At 68.7% G+C, this 16110-nt stretch carries 12 protein-coding genes; 5 read left to right on the forward strand and 7 right to left on the reverse strand.

The annotated features are described in order from the left end of the window. Positions 1–67: 67 nt before the first annotated feature. Positions 68–958, reverse strand: a complete 891-nt coding sequence (locus EV191_RS01905) for an NAD(P)-dependent oxidoreductase (RefSeq protein ID WP_243658700.1) — start codon at positions 956–958, stop codon at positions 68–70. After that, entirely contained in the window at positions 958–1854 is an 897-nt protein-coding gene (locus tag EV191_RS01910; RefSeq protein ID WP_132875041.1) for an NAD(P)-dependent oxidoreductase, read from the reverse strand. Before EV191_RS01910 ends, EV191_RS01905 begins: the two co-directional genes overlap by 1 nt. 119 nt (positions 1855–1973) lie before the next feature. Here EV191_RS01910 and EV191_RS01915 point away from each other — a divergent pair, with 119 nt between their 5' ends. The 3 genes from EV191_RS01915 (at position 1974) to EV191_RS01925 (ending at position 6391) form a co-directional block, all read left to right on the forward strand. Then, positions 1974–5180 carry an AfsR/SARP family transcriptional regulator gene (locus tag EV191_RS01915; protein WP_207894368.1) on the forward strand — a complete coding sequence of 1069 codons (3207 nt, stop codon included), beginning with the start codon at positions 1974–1976 and terminating at the stop codon, positions 5178–5180. A 98-nt stretch (positions 5181–5278) separates the two neighbouring features. Continuing rightward, positions 5279–5977, forward strand: coding sequence for a TetR/AcrR family transcriptional regulator (locus EV191_RS01920; protein WP_243658701.1), 699 nt, complete (start codon positions 5279–5281; stop codon positions 5975–5977). A 180-nt stretch (positions 5978–6157) separates the two neighbouring features. Further along, positions 6158–6391: a hypothetical protein gene (locus EV191_RS01925; protein ID WP_132875042.1), complete on the forward strand. Its 234-nt coding sequence runs from the start codon at positions 6158–6160 to the stop codon at positions 6389–6391. Here the strand turns inward: EV191_RS01925 and pip are convergent. Both pip and EV191_RS01935 read right to left on the reverse strand, forming a co-directional pair. Beyond that, entirely contained in the window at positions 6388–7338 is a 951-nt protein-coding gene (pip, locus tag EV191_RS01930) for a prolyl aminopeptidase (RefSeq protein ID WP_132875043.1), read from the reverse strand. The genes EV191_RS01925 and pip overlap by 4 nt on opposite strands. Before the next feature lie 50 nt (positions 7339–7388). Further along, the gene (locus EV191_RS01935; RefSeq protein ID WP_132875044.1) at positions 7389–8153 is read right to left on the reverse strand and encodes an NAD(P)H-dependent oxidoreductase; all 765 of its coding nucleotides are present in this window, start codon (positions 8151–8153) and stop codon (positions 7389–7391) included. 70 nt (positions 8154–8223) lie between these two features. Between EV191_RS01935 and EV191_RS01940 the strand changes: the two genes are divergently transcribed. Then, on the forward strand, positions 8224–9231 hold the full coding sequence (locus EV191_RS01940) for a GlxA family transcriptional regulator (protein ID WP_132875045.1): 1008 nt from the start codon (positions 8224–8226) through the stop codon (positions 9229–9231). Here EV191_RS01940 and EV191_RS01945 read toward each other — a convergent pair. From EV191_RS01945 to EV191_RS01955, 3 genes are read right to left on the reverse strand one after another with little or no spacing between them, the layout of a single operon-like run. Further along, positions 9220–10218: a pirin family protein gene (locus tag EV191_RS01945; RefSeq protein WP_207894369.1), complete on the reverse strand. Its 999-nt coding sequence runs from the start codon at positions 10216–10218 to the stop codon at positions 9220–9222. The two genes, EV191_RS01940 and EV191_RS01945, sit on opposite strands and share 12 nt — an antisense overlap. Further along, entirely contained in the window at positions 10215–11795 is a 1581-nt protein-coding gene (locus EV191_RS01950) for an MFS transporter (protein WP_132875046.1), read from the reverse strand. The genes EV191_RS01945 and EV191_RS01950 overlap by 4 nt, the downstream gene beginning before the upstream one ends. A gap of 58 nt (positions 11796–11853) precedes the next feature. Continuing rightward, complete coding sequence (locus tag EV191_RS01955; RefSeq protein WP_341539595.1) at positions 11854–12894, reverse strand: NAD(P)-dependent oxidoreductase; 1041 nt, start codon at positions 12892–12894, stop codon at positions 11854–11856. Between EV191_RS01955 and EV191_RS01960 the strand changes: the two genes are divergently transcribed. Continuing rightward, positions 12841–16104: an ATP-binding protein gene (locus EV191_RS01960; RefSeq protein WP_132875048.1), complete on the forward strand. Its 3264-nt coding sequence runs from the start codon at positions 12841–12843 to the stop codon at positions 16102–16104. The genes EV191_RS01955 and EV191_RS01960 overlap by 54 nt on opposite strands. Positions 16105–16110: the final 6 nt, after the last annotated feature.

Raw genomic sequence — 16110 nt, forward strand, 5'->3', positions numbered from 1 at the left:
AGCGCATGCTGTCGGAGCCTATGCGCGTTAGTACCGGCACCGTATAGCTGGGTAAGTAAATCCCGTGCTATGTCCGGGCGGCCATGTGCCGGATCACCTCATAGAGGCTAGCCCAGCCGTCCTGTCCATGACCTGCGGAGATGGCTCGCTGGTAGTGCGATTGCACGGCACGGGGCAATGCGGTGTCGATACCGGCCTCGGTGCTCGCCGCCACGATGTGATCCGCGGTGGCCCCCATCATGGTGACCGTGCTCAGCTCCCCTGGGTACTGCCGCTGGGAAAGCGCCGCGCGCAGGTCATCGTGGCTGCCCAGCATCGCGCTGGTGTCGTCCAGCGTGGTGATCGCCTCGGGCACGAAATCCTCCGCCGGTACTCCGGCCGAGGCCACCAGCGCGGTGGCCTGCAACACGGCGGAGATCCCGCCAAGGAACACGGTCAGCTGCGCCTGGTAGTACAACTGCGCCAGCCCGGGGTCGGTACCGACGAATCGCGGCGCACCAATCAGCCGCAGGGTCGACTCGTGCGCCTCGAACTCGGCGCGAGGACCGCTGTAGTAGACGTAAGCGGCCTCGGTGCCGACCATCGGCGCGGGGCACATGATGCCGCCGACCAGCAGGTTCGCCCCGCGGGCGGCGACCCACTCGGCTGCCTGCCTGCTCGTTTGTGGCGTGTCCGAGCTGAGGTTGACCACGGTCTTACCGGCAAGCGCACCGGCGGCCGGCTCGAGAATGTCGTACATCGCCGCGAAGTCGGTGAGGCTGAGCACCACCAGCTCACTCGCGGCAAGCGCCTCGGCCGGGCTCGCGGCCCTGCGCGCCCCTTCGGCAACGACTCCGTCCGCCCTGCTGGCGGTGCGATTCCATACGGTCACCGGGTGGCCGCCGGCGAGCAGGGTGCGCACCGTCGCCTGGCCCATCGGGCCGAGTCCGATTACGGTCACGGCAGCTTTGCTGGTCATCAGCGATTTCCTTCCTTCCGGGTATTCAGCAGCTCGACAACGGCGGCCATATCCGCATGGCCTTGCCCGGCCGCGACGAGTCGTTTCATCAGTGGGTCCAGCGGGGCGAGCAGTTCGGCGCTGATGCCCTGTTCCTCGGCGGCGACGAAGTGGTTCACGTAGCCGGCGGACTGCATGGCCAGGCTGGCCACCACGTCCGTGGTGTAGTCCTGCCGGTCGATCCGGTCTGCGGTGCCGACGACCATCGCGTCCGTGCCGACGAGCCAGCGCGCCAGGAACGGCGCGAGTGAACCAGCCGATTCGCCCGCCGCACCGACCAGCGCATAGGCATGCGCGATGCCCATGAACATCCCGTACATACCGCCGAGCAGCGCGAGGTCGTACAGTGCGGCGAGGCCGACCTCCTCGCCCAGGTAGTGGCTCTCACCGAGTACATCGAGCGCATCCCGGTGCGCGTCGAACACCGCCTGCGCGCCGCTGTAGAAGAAAAAGGCCTCGGCGGTGGCGATCATCGGTGGGATGGCCATGATCCCGCCATCGAGATAGGTCGCGCCGCGTTCGCTCGCCCAGGCGGCGAGTTCCCTGGCCTGTCCCGGCGTGCCATTGGTTACGTTCACCACGGCCCTGCCGGCGAGCTCGGGTTGCGCGTCGCAGAGCACATCGTGCACGGACTGGTAGTCCAGCAGGCACACCAGCACCAGCTCGCTTGCCGCGACCGCCGCGCCGGCCGAGTCGGCTTGGCTGGCCCCTTTGGCCACCAGTGACGCCGCCTTGCCCGGTGTGCGATTCCACACGGTGACCCCGTACCCCTTGGCTAGCAGGGCTTCGGCTAAAGCCGTGCCCATGGCACCGAGCCCGAGCAGTGTCACCCGCTTCGCGCCCGTCGAATCAGACATGTCCCGCTCCCTTCGTGGTGGCTTTCCGGGTTCGTTGTCCACGGTGTGCGTGGCCACGCACGAATGGCTGCGGGTGTACGCACGGCGCCGTTGTCGGGGTGCCGGGATACCGTGCGTAGGTGCGTTTCGGAGTGCTTGGCCCGCTGCTCGTGCAGGCAGCTGACGGGACGGAAATCCGGGTGCCCGAGGCGAAGGTGCGGCTGCTGTTGGCGAATCTCCTCGCGCACGCGGGTCAGCCGATCTCGAGCGAACGCTTGGTGGAAAGCCTCTGGGGCGCGCATCCGCCTGGCAACCCGGCGAACACCCTGCAGACCAAGATCTCGCAGCTACGCAGGGCGCTGCGCGCGGCGGATCCTGATGGCGGCGAACTCCTGACCTACCAGGCGTCCGGATACCTGCTCCGGGTATCCGACGGCGCGTTGGACAGCAGACACTTTCGCATGCTGGTCCAGCGGGCGAACACGCTCGAAGATCCGGCGGACCGGGCGGCACGGCTTGCCGAGGCGCTCGCATTGTGGCGCGGTCCTGCCTTTGCCGAGTTCGCCGAGGAACCGTTCGCGATCACCGCGGTTCGCGCGCTTACCGAGGAACGGCTGGCCGCGATCGAGGCGCACGCCGAGGCACGGTTGGCACTCGGCGAACCCGAGGCGGTGCTCGCCGAACTCGCCGAGCTGGTCAGCCAGCACCCCGAGCGAGAGCGAGCGCGCGCGCTGCAGCTACGCGCGCTATACCGGGCGGGCAGGCAACGCGAAGCCTTGGATGGCTACACCGCCATCCGGGAGCACCTTGCCGAGCGGTTCGGTCTCGAACCGGGACCGGAGCTGGCCGAACTGCACCAGGCGATGTTGCGTCAGGATCCCGCGCTGACACCAGTACGCCGCCGCACCGAGCTGCCCGCGCCGCTGACCGAGCTGATCGGTAGGGAATCGGCCGTCGAACGGGTGGCCACCGAGTTTGCCGGCTCCCGGCTGGTCACCCTCACCGGCCCCGGCGGGGTCGGCAAGACCCGGTTGGCGATCGCCGTTGCCGAACGGCTCGCGGATCGCATGCGCGACGGCGTTCGGTTGGTCGAACTGGCCGGACTCGACCGGCAGGCGCGCCAGGTGACGCCCCGCCATGGGACAGTGGAGTCCACTGCGGACGATTGGCTCGCCGATGTGCTCGCCACCGCGCTCGGCATCCGCCAGGACGGCCATTCCGGTTCGCCACTCGACCTGGTCGCCAACACCCTGCGGGATCAGCAGCTGTTGCTCGTACTGGACAACTGCGAGCAGCTGGTGTCCTCGGTGGCAACCGTCACCCAGCGACTCCTTGCCGCCGCGCCCGGGCTACGCATTCTGGCCACCAGCAGGGAAACCCTGCAGATCACCGGAGAGGTCCGCTGGCCGGTGCCGCCGCTCGAGCTACCCGCTCGGGACGGCGCCGAACCGGCGGTGATTCGGGAATCCTCGGCGGTACGCCTGTTCACCGCACGGGCGACGGCCGCGGTGCCCGGCTTCGCGCTGGACGCGGGAAATGCGGCCACGGTCGCCGCGATCTGCCGGAAGCTGGACGGTCTGCCGCTCGCGCTGGAACTGGCCGCAAGCAAGGTTCGAGTACTCACGGTGGACGAACTGCTCGACCGGTTGCAGGACCGGTTCGCGGTACTGGCCTCCGGGCCACGCGGCGCCCCATCCCGGCAGCGCACGCTGCGCGCGATGATCGACTGGAGCTGGGAACTACTCACCGAAGCCGAACGGGCGGTACTGCGCCGGCTGGCCATCCACACCGAGGGCAGTGATCTTGCCGCGGCCGAAACGTTGTGCGCGGACGAGGACCTGCGACCGGGCGAAGTCCTTGGTCAGCTCGACCGACTGGTGGACCGATCGCTGGTGATCGCCGAAGCGAAGCGGGGCGGCACCCGTTACCGGCTGCTCGAATCGGTCGCCGCCTACGCGTTGGACCGGCTACGCGAGGCCGATGAGTTCGACACATCGCTGCGCCGGCACCGGGAGTACTACCTTGCCGTTGCCGAGCGTGCGGCTCCCCTGCTGACCGGTCCCGAACAGCGTGACTGGCTACGGGTGCTGGACGCGGAGTCCGGCAATCTCGGCGCGGCGCTGGAATCCGCCAGCCACGCCGGTGCGCACGCGGTCACCGCTCGCCTGGTGCGCGCCCTGACCTGGTACTGGTTCCTCCGTGGCCGGCACGGCGAGGCCCGCAGGTGGCTCGCCGAAGTGGTGGCGCGCGCCGCGGAGCCCAGCGCGCTGGCCGATGCCACCGTCTGGCTGGCTGGCTTTGATCTGCTGCACAGCCAGCGGGTGGACGAGGGTGCCTTCACGGCGGTCGAAAGGATCGCTGATCCGGTGCTGCGGATGCACGCGGACTGGTTCGCCGGCTATGCCTTCAGCACGATCGGCGAGCTACGCGGGGCTGCCCGGCACACCGAACGTGCCCTGGACCTCGCGCGGAGGTTGAACGACAAGTGGACACTCGCCGCCGCGTGCAGCGACAAGGCGAATCAGGAGTTGGGGCAGGGTCGGCTGGCCGAGGCCGAGGCTAGCGCGACAACGAGCGAACGGCTTTTCGCCGAACTGGCCGATGGTTGGGGGCAGCTGCAAGCCTCGTTCATCCTCGGCGCGCTTGCCGAGATCGCTGGGGACTACCCGCGCGCGGCGCGGCTGCACGACGCTGGTCTACGCCTTGCCGAACGGCTCCGGCTCTGGCCAGAAGTCTCGTACCAGCTGTGCTGGCTGGGCAGGGTTGCCTTGCTACGCGGTGAGTACGCGGCTGCCCGCGACTACCACGAGCGCGCGGTGCGGGTCGGCACCGAATGCGGGTTCCAACCCGGGGTGTACTTCGCCAGGACCGGCTTGGCCCTTGGCGCGCGCAGGGAAGGTGACCTCGATACGGCCGAGCGGCACCTGCGCGCGCTGGTCGACTGGCATCGACGCGACGAGCTACCCGGCACCAGCGCGCTTGCCTTCGTGGAACTCGGCTTCGTCGCTGAACAGCGGGGTGATCCCGAGCAGGCCGCGCAATGGCAGTTGGCCGCATACGAGCTCGCCAGCGAATCGCCTGATCCGCGGGCACTGGCGCTCACCCTGGAAGGGCTGGCGGGAGCGCGGGCGCTGGCTGGCGCGGCAGCCGAAGCCGCGCGGCTACTGGGTGCGGCGGCATCGCTGCGCTCGGCGGCAGGGGCGCCGCTACCGGCCGCCGAGCGGATGGATGTCGATCGGATCAGCGCGGCGGCCGCCGGCGTGCTCGGCGCGGCCACCTTCGACGCCGAGTTCGCGGCCGGCGCGGGCCAGCCACCCGCCGAGCTCGTACGACCGCACGATTCCTAAAGATCGCGGTCACGGAGCGTGCTGCCGCCGGGTCGGTGGTATCTCTCCGCGAAGTTGCGGTTACGCCAGGATCAACTCAGCGCACTAGGCTGTTCGTTGTGCCCAACCGCGACGATCCAGTCAGGTCAGCCGATGGCCGCACGACGCGCTGGTCGGGACAACGCGCCAAGCGCAGGGCACAGTTCATCGACGCGGCCATGGACGCCATCACGCAGCACGGCCCCGGTGTGTCCACTGAGCAGATCGCCGCGCACGCCGGGCTGGCCAGGTCCAGGGTGTACCGGCACTTCGCCGATGCCGCGGATCTGCGTGCGGCGATCGGGCAGCGCGCGGGCGAGCTGATCATCGCCGAACTCGATCCGCTACTACGGCTGCCGGCCGAGTCGCCGGCGAACACGATTCACCGCGCGGTGCGCACGCTGGTGGACTGGATCGCCAAGCACATCCATATCTACCGCTACGTCACCCAGCATGCGGTGCCAAGTGGAGAAACCGACCGACCAGTCGTCGCGGATATTCGCGCCAGCATCGCGGTCCGGGTACGCAACCTGATCGACGGCTACCTGCGCGAGTTGCAGCTGGATGTCCCGGTTTCCGACCTCGCCGCCTTCAGCGTGGTCGGCCTTGTCGAATCGGCGACCGAGCGCTGGCTGTGCGAACCGGGCAAGTTGAGCCAGGCGGAACTGGCCGCACTGCTTTCCGATTGGATCTGGACCATGGTGGACCACGTGCTGCGCGGTTACGGCGTAGTGCTGGACCCACGGCGGCCACTGCCGGTACAGCCAAGCTCGGATTAGCGTGGTTATTGTGTTCTAGAACACAATAGGCTAGCTTATCTGGTACACTGACGTCACCGCTAGTTGAGCGGCATCCAGAACATTGCATACGGGGAGGCGGCGGGCCGCCGGACAGCGTGGAGTCCGACGGCCCGCATACACGCGTACAACCCCGCCATGGGGTCGCGAAAGGCGGGCGATATGACCGATTCGACGTCAACCGAAGAACCGGAGAACACCGCGAACACGGAGTCGCGGGAACATGCCGACTGGCTGGACCAGGTCGAGCAGGAGGCGCACGAACTCATCGATCAGCGCTTCACCGAGGGCCAGGAGGCGCTTGCCAAACACCCGCGAAGCGTGCGGGTCGCGATGGATTCCGACCCGGCGAGCACGGACTCGGCGAGTTGGCCCGGCGAAACCGAGGCCCGTTAGGCACCGCGAAACCGGTCGGTAGCCTCGATAAGCGCGGTCTCCATCGCCGGATGCGAGCTGGTGTGCCCCGCGTCATCGATCAGCCGCAGCTCGCTGCCCGGCCATGCCGAAGCGAGCAACCACGGCGTGCCAACCAGATTGGCCAGGTCGACCGAACCCTGCACCAGTACGCCGGGGATCCCGGCCAGTTTGCCCGCATCGCGCAGTACCGCCCCTTCGGCCAACCAGGAGCCATGCCGCCAGTAATGCGTGACGAGCCTGGCGAATGCCATCCGGAAGACGGGATCGGCGAAGGCGGGGTTCGGGCCGAGCGAGGCAGGGCTGATCGCGTCCTCCCACAGGCACCAGTCCACTGCCGCGCGTTCCTGGACAGCAGGGTCCGGATCGGCGAGCAGCCGGGCGTAGGCATCAGCGAGATCGCCTTCGCGGTCGGCCTCCGGGACGCCGGCCGCGAACCGTGCCCAGGCTTCCGGGAACAGCTCGCGCGCGCCCCTGGTGAGCACGTCGGTCTCCACCCGCCGCCCGGTTGCCAGCCCCATCAGCACAATCTCGGTAACTCGCTCCGGGTGCCGCTCGGCGTAGACCAGGGACAGCACCGAACCCCAGGAGCCACCGAAAAGCATCCAGCGCGTAATACCGAGTAGTTCCCTGAGCCGTTCCATATCCCCGACTAGCGCCTCGGTGTTGTTGTTCGTCAGGTCCACCGCTGGATCGCTGGCATGCGGTGTACTGCGCCCGCAGCCACGCTGATCGAAAAGCACGATCCGGTAGGCGCTCGGGTCGAAGAACCGCCGCTGGCCGGCCGAGCAGCCAGAACCCGGTCCGCCGTGCACCACGAGCACCGGCTTGCCATCCGGGTTCCCGCAGGTTTCCCAGTACACCTGAGTGCCAGCACCGACGTCGAGCAAGCCCGATTCGTACGGCTCGATTTCCGGGTAACGTCCCACCGTGCTCCAATCCCATTCACCGCGTTCGTCAAGGTTAGCGGCTGAAAGGGTTATGAACGGTGCAGGACCAGGCCGCGTTCGCCGGCCGCGATACCGGGCCGGAGCACCAGGTTCTCGTCGTAATCACCGCCAGCCGCGCTGCGGTAGCCGATCGGCTCGTCCAGCGCAGCGGTGCGCAACCGCTCCCGCAACGTCTTCGCGTGTATCGCGAAGTCCGATTCGGACACTCGGTTCGCGTTCGGGACAACCATCGGGCACAGCGGCGTCATCCCGGTGTACCAGAACGTACCGTGCAGCAACGGGAACAGCACCTCCTCGGGTTCGCCGTGAATTCCCCTCGGACCAAGCGCTTCCGCTGGCGCACCGATCGTTACCACGGCCAGCGCACGCTTACCCGCGAGCCCGCCCGTGCCATAGCGCAACACCGCGCCGGTCTCCGGATCCCGTACCCCGTAGGCATATCCCTTGACGAACACCCGGTCGAACCATCCTTTGAGGATCGCCGGCATGCCGTACCACCACAGCGGGAACTGCACCACCACCAGCTCGGCCCAGTCGAGTTTCGCTTGTTCGGCGCGAATATCCGCATGCAGGGTATCCGCGAGGTAGGCCCGTTTGGACGCGTTCGATACGTCCAGGCGTGATCCCTCCGCCCCGTAGTCCGTCGCGCGAACCGTTGGGTCCCAACCCATCGCGTACAGATCGGACTGCTGGTACGGGTAGCCGAGTTCGTCGAGTGCCCGGATTCCCGCCGTGCGCAGTGATCCGTTCAACGATCGGGGTTCTGGATGGGCGCTGATCCATAGTGTCTGCATACCTTCATCGTGCCGAGCACCGACCAGCGACAACAGTGGCTGGATAGACATCATATGAAAGAATCAGGCCATGACCATCTGGCGGCACCCCGGGCGGCACCGGGTGGCGGTGTACCTGCGGCACGGCGTGGTCCCACTGGAACTGGGCATCGCGCACCAGCTCTTCGGCGGGGCACGGGACGACTCAGGAGCCCTGCTGTACGAGGTGGTGACCTGCGCGCACCAGGCCGGCCAGCAGGTTCGCACCGACGCGGACTTCCCGGTCACCGTGGCGCACGGCAGGCAGGCATTCGACGAGGCGGACACCGTGCTGATCCCGGCGACCCATGAGGAAGGGCCACCCGAGCTCGGCGGCACGCTGGACCGGGAGCTACGCATGGCGTTCGACCGGATCCGGCCGGGCACCAGGATCGCGTCGATCTGTACCGGGGCTTTCGTACTTGCCGCCGCTGGCCTGCTCGACGGGCACACCGCGACCACCCACTGGCTGTCCGCCGAACAGTTCCGGCGGCTGTACCCGAACGTCCGGCTCGATCCCGATGTGCTCTACACCGACGGCGGGAACGTACTCACCTCAGCGGGGGAAGCGGCCGGTATCGACCTGTGCCTGCACATGATCCGCCGGGATTTCGGCGCGACTGTGGCCAATGAGCTGGCTAAGCGCGTCGTGGTACCGGCGCATCGGGCCGGCGGGCAGGCCCAGTACATCGCGCATCCGGTGCGCGGCATCAGGGAATCGTCGACCGGCAGGGCCAGGGAATGGGCGCTCACGCAGCTGGGACGCACGCTCAGCCTGACCGAACTCGCCGCGCGCGAGTCGATGAGCGTGCGCACCTTCACCCGGCGGTTCCGCGATGAGGTCGGCATCTCGCCGATCCAGTGGCTGACCCAGCAACGGATCGAACGAGCCCGGCAACTGCTCGAACAAACCGATCTGCCCATCGACCGGATCGCCGAAGATGTCGGCTTCGGTACGGCGGTATCGCTACGCCAACATCTGCGCGCGACACTGGGCGTTTCGCCAAGCGCCTACCGCAGCACGTTCCGCAGTACGACAAGCTCCGGCTCAGTGCGTTGACCGGCCGCGCGGGCGCAGCGTCACCTGAGGCAGTTCGGGCGCCGGCAGTGCCGCGCCGGCATAGCCGTGCACCACGCCGAACCTGCTGTCGGTCGCACCGGCGCGCTCGTGTTCCCAATCCACCCGCGCCTGCACGATCTCCTCGTGGCTACGGCCCACGAAGTTCCACCACATCACCAGTTTCTCGGTGAACGGGCGCCCGCCAAGCAGCAAGGCCCGCCCAGGGCCATTCGAATCGATCCGCACCTCGGTACGGCCAGGCGCCAGATAGAGCATCGAACCATCGGCAAGCTTGTTCCCGTCAACCCGTAGCCTGCCGGAAAGCTTGAGCACGGCATGTTCGAACTCGGCGTCAACCGGTTGGCGCAGCTCGCCACCGTCCGGTAGTGCGACCTCAGCGGCAACCAGCGGGGAGTACGCGGTGGCCGGCGAAGCCAGGCCAGCGAGTTCGCCCATGATCACCGTGACGTTCGCGTCCGCAGTAGACAGTGTGGGCAGCTCGGCGTGATGTTCGAAGCCGGCCGCACCGTGCCGATCCGCGGCCGGCAGCGCCACCCAGAGCTGAATGCCATGCAACACGGACCGATGTCGCCGCGCCGGTGCGGGCGACTCCTCGGAATGCGCGATGCCGTTGCCCGCGGTCATCAGGTTCAGCTCGCCTGGCCGGATCAACTGATCGCTGCCGAGGCTGTCGCGATGCAGTACCTCGCCGTCCAGCAGCCAGCTCACCGTCTGCAACCCGGTATGCGGATGCGGTGGCACCTGCATACCGGGCGCGTCGGCGATATCGGCCGGCCCGTAGGAATCCACGAAGCACCACGGCCCGACCATCCGGCGGTAGCGGTTCGGCAGTACGCGGCGGACCAGCATGCCGCGGGGACCGCCGAGTGGCACCTGCCTCGGCCAGAGCAGTTCGTCCTCGGCGGGCGATACCAGGGGGCCATAGCATACGGTCCGCTCACCCGGGGCATCTTCGGTATTGCTCACTGATCAAGCGTAACCTCGTCTTCGGCCCGCGCGCCTTCCTCGGCGGCGGCCCTGGACGGACGCACGTGCCGCAACGTCACCAGCACCAGTACGACTACCCCGACCAACAACCCGGCGCCGAGGAGACCCACGAGGTTCAACCCATCGGTGAACGCGTCATGCGCCCTGCCAAGCAGCACACCACCCAGCTCGTCCGGCAACTCACCGGCCACGGCCGAGGCGCCGTACAGGGTGTCGACGCTCTGTTCGGCTTCGGCCGTGGGCACCCCTTCCGGGATCGAATCGCTCATCGTGCCCCGGTACATCGCGGTGACCACGCTGCCCATGGTGGCGATACCCAGTGCCACGCCGAGTTCCCCGCTGGTCTCCACCAGCGCGCCCGCCGAGCCGGCCTTCTCCCTCGGCGCGGAGCCAACCACCAGGTCGGTTGTCAGCACCGTCAGTGGGCTGAGCCCGAACACCGCGATGGACACGCCAAGCACCAGTACCGGCGCCCCCGAATCGCTGGCCAACCGCACGACGATGAGGAACCCGCCGATCGCGATCACCGCCCCGGTCGCGATCACCACGGCCGGGCGCACCCGGCGCGCGACCCAGGGGGCGAGCAGCGAGCTGAGCACGCTGGACAGCGCGATCGGGATCGTCCACAGACCGGCCTGTAGCGGGCTGAGCTGTTCCACCAGCTGGAGGAACTGCGGCGCGAGGTACTCGATCCCGTTGATCGCCAGAATCCCGATCAGCAGCAACCCAAGCCCCGCGCTGAACGCCACACTGCGGAACAGCCGCAGGTCAAGCAGCGGGTTGGGCAACCGGCGCTGCCGGCGAACGAACAGGAAACCGATCAGCAGGCCAAGCAGCACCGCGAGCACCGCGCCGAAGGTCACCCCTGCCTTCGCGATCTCCTTGGCTCCGTAGACCACCGGCAGGATCGTGCCCAACGACAACGCCACGCTGAACACGTCCAGCCGGCCGGCGTCCGGGTCCCGGTACTCCGGCAGGAACACCGGCCCGAGGACCAGCAGCAGGAGCATCACCGGCACCGCGAGCAGGAACACCGATCCCCACCAGAAGTGCTCGAGCAGCAACCCACCGATCATCGGTCCGATCGCGATACCCGCGGACATCGTGGTCATCCAGATCGCGATGGCGAAGGAACGCTGTGCGGGGTCACGGAAGATATTGCTGATCAACGCCAGAGTGGACGGCATCAGGGTGGCGCCGGCAACGCCGAGCAGTGCCCGCGCCGCGATCAGCAGTCCCGCTGTCGGCGCGAACGCGGCAAGGACCGAGGCAACCGCGAAAGCCGCACCGCCGATCAGCAACAGCTTGCGCCGTCCGATTCGGTCACCGAGTGTCCCCATGGTGATGAGGAAGCCCGCGATCAGGAATCCGTAGGAATTCATGATCCAGAGCGATTCGGTGCTGCTCGGTTGCAGGTCCGCGCCGAGGTGTGGCGCGGCAAGGAACAGCACGCTCACATCGAGCGAGAGCACGAACAGCGGCAGCGCCAGGATCGCCAGTCCGATCCATTCACGTGGGCCCGCGCGCTCCGGTGCCTCGGTATCCGCGGTCGTCATTGCCTCTCCCCTTAACTCGTGATCTTCGTATGTCCAAACAGGAGTTGTTCTCCGCCGGTCAGCGCCGGATCGCGGCGATGACGCTGGTCAGGTCCTGCCGATCGGCACCGGAATCGAGCCGCTGCCGAACGAGGCCCGCGAGATGCGCGACCGGTGCCACGGCAACCCCGCTCTTCTCGCGCATTTCCACCAGGTCGCCGAGCACCCGAGCGTGTTCGGCGAGACCGCCCACTTCCACCGGGTAGCTGGACTCGGCGACCTGCGTCGCGGTATCCGCGAACCCGGCTCTGGTCGCCTCCAGAATCCACTCCGCGTAGGGCACGAAAGCCTTAACCGGCTCGCCCTCGTCCTGGAAGGTGGCAAGCATGTGCAGGAAGGCCGACTGCGACTCGTACCAGAGGTTGAGGATGGCCAGGTCGTAGAGATTGGCCGTGCCAACCGATTCGCCGAGGAATGTGCTCGATGTGGACAGTGTGTGCAAGGTAGCCGCGTGTGCCTCGTAGGCGGCAAGGCTGCCGCTGTAGAGCAGCGTGGCCTCGGCGGTACCCACCTGGTCGGCACCGCCCTGCACGCAGCCATCGAGATAGTCGGCGCCGCGCTCCCGCGCCATCCGCTGAATCCGGCGCGCACCTTCGGGAGTGCCGGTCGTCAGGTTCACCAGAACCTTGCCGGTCAGCGCGGCACCCACCTGCTCGAGCACCGCGCGCGCCGCGGCATAGTCGGTCACCGCGAGGATTACCAGCTCGCTTGTCGCCACCGCGTCCGCCGCGCTCGCCGCCGGCCGCGCGCCGTGTTCGACCAGCGCCGTGGCCTTGTCCGCCGAGCGGTTCCACACCGCCGTGCGGTACCCGTTGGCCAGCAGCACCCTGCTGACGGCCGCACCGATAGCACCGAGGCCAAGTACGGTGACCTGGCTAGCTTGTCCTGTCGACATCTCGATCCGCCTCTCGTTGTCGGCGCCGCCCAGATGCGGCCGCCGTAACTGGAACCATGCGGGACCGGGTTTACGGATCGATTCGGATGCGTTTACGGCTACCGTGACGGCATGCGCTTCGAGGTACTCGGCCCGCTGCGGGTGTGCGGCACGACAGGCAAGCAGGTTCGGGTGCCCGAGGCGAAGGTGCGCGCGCTGCTGGCCGCGCTGCTGGTGGCCGAGGGCGAACCGGTGTCCACCGACCGGCTGATCGACGACCTCTGGGGAACCCGCCCGCCCGGCAAACCGGTCGGTGCGCTGCGAGCCAAGGTGTCCCAGCTACGCGGGGCGTTGGACACCGCCCAGCCAGGAGCGAGGGAGCTGGTCGAGTACCACGCGCCCGGTTACCTGCTGCGGATCGACCGGACCACGGTGGACGCGATCGAGTTCCGGGAACTGGCCGGGCGGGCACGAGAGTCAGCCGAGGTGGCCGAGCGGGTACGGCTGTTGGACGAAGCGCTCGGGCTATGGCGCGGCCCGGCCTTCGCCGAGTTCGCCGATGCGGAGTTCACCCGAGCCACCATCACCAAACTCACCGAGCAGCGGCTGGCCGCCGTCGAGGACCGCGCGTTCGCCCTGCTCGCCATGGACGTCTCCGCGGCGGGTGAGCTCAGTGGCGAGCTGACCGAGCTGGTGACCGCGCACCCGTTACGGGAACGGCTGCGCGCGGCGCAACTACGCGCCCTCTACCAGGCGGGCCGGCAAAGCGAAGCGCTGGCCAGCTACGCGCGGCTGCGCACCCAGCTGCGCGAGGAGCTCGGTCTTGACCCCGGCCCGGAGATCACCGAGCTGCACGGCGCGATCCTGCGCCAGGACCCGAACCTGGGCGCTGCCGACCGGCAGGCACCCAGCTCCCGGCCATCGCGCAGGGAACAGCGGGACAACCTGCCGATCCCCGCTGGGGAACTGATCGGCCGGGCGCAAGCGCTTGCCGACCTTGGCGCGCTGCTCGGCAAGGAGCGTCTGGTGACGCTTACCGGGCCGGGCGGAGTCGGCAAGACTCGTCTGGCCATCGAGGCGGCCCGACAACCGGACGCACCGGACTGGGAAGGCCCGGATTGGGAAGGAGTCGTGTTCGTCGAGCTCGGCGCGCTCGACCGGACCGCAGGCGAATCGGCGAAGGCAGCGGCGGCACTGGTGGACCACCTCGCAGGGGTGCTGGGGATCCGCGAAGGCCAGACCGGGGTGACGCTGCGCGAACGGCTGATCGACGGGTTGAGCTCGCGGCGGCTGCTCGTGCTGCTGGACAACTGCGAGCATCTGGTCGAGCAGGTCGCTGAGCTGGTCACCGAGCTGCTGCGCGCCGGCCCCGAGCTGCGGGTACTCGCGACCAGCCAGCAAGCCCTCGCGGTGCGCGGCGAGCACCTGTTTCCGGTTCCCCCGCTCGACCTTCCGGACAGCGCGACGCCAGCCACCGGCCCGGCCGCGTTCGGTGAATCCAGCGCGGTTCAGCTGTTCCGCGCGCTCGCCGAAGCCAGCACGCCCGGTTGGCAGCTCACCGCGGCCAACGCGGCCGACGTCGCGGCGATCTGCCGGCAGCTGGACGGTATCCCGCTCGCGCTGGAACTCGCCGCCACCCGGTTGCGCGTGCTGAGCGTGCAAGACCTGGCTACCCGGCTGCGGGACCGGTTCCGGTTGCTCACCGCGGGCCATCGGGACGCGCCGGCCAGGCAGCAGACGCTGCGCGCGATGCTCGACTGGAGTTGGGAACTGCTGAGCCAGCCGGAGCAAACCGTGCTGCGCCGGCTGGCCGCGCATACCGATGGCTGCACCCTTGCCGCTGCCGAGGCGGTCTGCGCGGACGAGCAGCTGCCAGCAGGGGATGTGCTCGAACTACTCGGTCGGCTGGTGGATCGCTCGCTGGTGACGGCGCAGCAGGCGGCGGACGGCGTCCGGTACCGGTTGCTCGAATCCGTCGCGGTCTATGGCGCGGAGCAGTTGCGCGGCGCCGCTGAAGCCGATGTGGTGCTAGACCGGCACGACCAGTACTACCTGGCGCTCGCCGAGTACGCGGACTGCCGGCTACGCGGTGCGGCGCAGCACACCTGGCTACGCCGGCTGGATGCGGACACCGGCAACCTGCGCGGCGCGCTTTCCGGAGCGCTACACCGGGGCGCCGCCGATCTGGCATTGCGGCTGGCCTGTGCGTTGTGCTGGTACTGGTACCTGCGCGGACGGTTCGGCGAGGCGTATCGCGCGCTCGGCGAGGCGCTCGGGCTCTCCGGTGAGGCCGATCCGCAGGTGCGCAGGTGGGCGCGGGTATGGCGGGCGAACTTCGCACTGCTGCTCGGCGAGCATCCGCTCGAGCTGCCCACCGATTACCGCGAGCTGGCCGATCCGGCGCGGCGCGCGCTTGCCCAGTGGTTCCTCGGTTCGGTGGGGTTCACCGATCCGGCCGAAACCGACGAGCTCGCCGCCGAAAGCCTTGCCGCCTTCCGCGAGCTGGACGACGACTGGGGTATCGCGCTCGGACTGGCCACCATGGCGTGGAACGCGCTGAACCGGGGTGATCTGGTCGCCGCGAAGCGCGATGCGGAGCACAGTATGGCTCTGCTGCGGGAAATCGGGGATCGCTGGGCACAGCTGCAGGCGATCCCGGTGCTGAGCTCACTTGCCGAGATCGCCGGGGACTACGCGGAATCCGCGCGGCTGCACGAGCACGCCAGGCGGATCGCCGAGGAGTTCGAGCTGTGGCCCGAGGTCTCCTACCAGATTTCCGGCCTCGGTCGGCTCGCGCTGCTGCGCGGTGATCTTGCCAGTGCCGATGAGCTGCACGGTCGTGCCTGGCAGCTGGCCACCGAGCAGTCCGACAAGCTCGGCCAACAGCTCGCCCAGCTCGGTCTCGGACTCGGCGCGCGCAGGGCGGGCCGGCTGGACGAGGCCGAGCAGCATTTCCGGCCGTGGCTTGGCTGGAACACCGATCGCCGGGTCGCCGCGGGCGTCGCGCTGATCCTCGCCGAGCTCGGCTTCATCGCGGAGCAGCGCGGCGAAGCCGAGCAGGCGCTCCGCACACATCTGGATGGCCTGACGGCGGCGCGGGAAACAGGCGATCCACGGGCGATCGCGCTCGCCTGGGAGGGTATTGCCGGCGCGCGGGCGCTCGCCGGCGCGCGGGCGGAATCCGCGATGCTGCTCGGGGTGGCCGACGGGCTGCGCCAATCGGTGAACGCGCCGCTGCCACCGGCCGAACGCGGGGATGTGCGGCGGATCGAGCAGGCCGCGAGCGCCGCACTCGGTCCGCCGGCGTTCGCCGCGGAGTTCGCGCGCGGCAAGGAGTCCACGCCCGGCGCTGAACTCGCCGCCCTCGAACAGCGCCTCCGCGCCGAGCCCCAATAACCCCGA

The sequence above is a fragment of the Tamaricihabitans halophyticus genome (genome assembly GCF_004340875.1).
Taxonomy (GTDB): domain Bacteria; phylum Actinomycetota; class Actinomycetes; order Mycobacteriales; family Pseudonocardiaceae; genus Tamaricihabitans; species Tamaricihabitans halophyticus.

Bases quoted from the DNA above. Each gene is read 5' to 3' on its own strand.
- EV191_RS01905 (WP_243658700.1), bottom strand. From the start codon at position 958: ATGACCAGCAAAGCTGCCGTGACCGTAATCGGACTCGGCCCGATGGGC.
- EV191_RS01910 (WP_132875041.1), bottom strand. From the start codon at position 1,854: ATGTCTGATTCGACGGGCGCGAAGCGGGTGACACTGCTCGGGCTCGGT.
- EV191_RS01925 (WP_132875042.1), top strand. From the start codon at position 6,158: ATGACCGATTCGACGTCAACCGAAGAACCGGAGAACACCGCGAACACG.
- EV191_RS01935 (WP_132875044.1), bottom strand. From the start codon at position 8,153: ATGCAGACACTATGGATCAGCGCCCATCCAGAACCCCGATCGTTGAAC.
- EV191_RS01940 (WP_132875045.1), top strand. From the start codon at position 8,224: ATGACCATCTGGCGGCACCCCGGGCGGCACCGGGTGGCGGTGTACCTG.
- EV191_RS01950 (WP_132875046.1), bottom strand. From the start codon at position 11,795: ATGACGACCGCGGATACCGAGGCACCGGAGCGCGCGGGCCCACGTGAA.
- EV191_RS01960 (WP_132875048.1), top strand. From the start codon at position 12,841: ATGCGCTTCGAGGTACTCGGCCCGCTGCGGGTGTGCGGCACGACAGGC.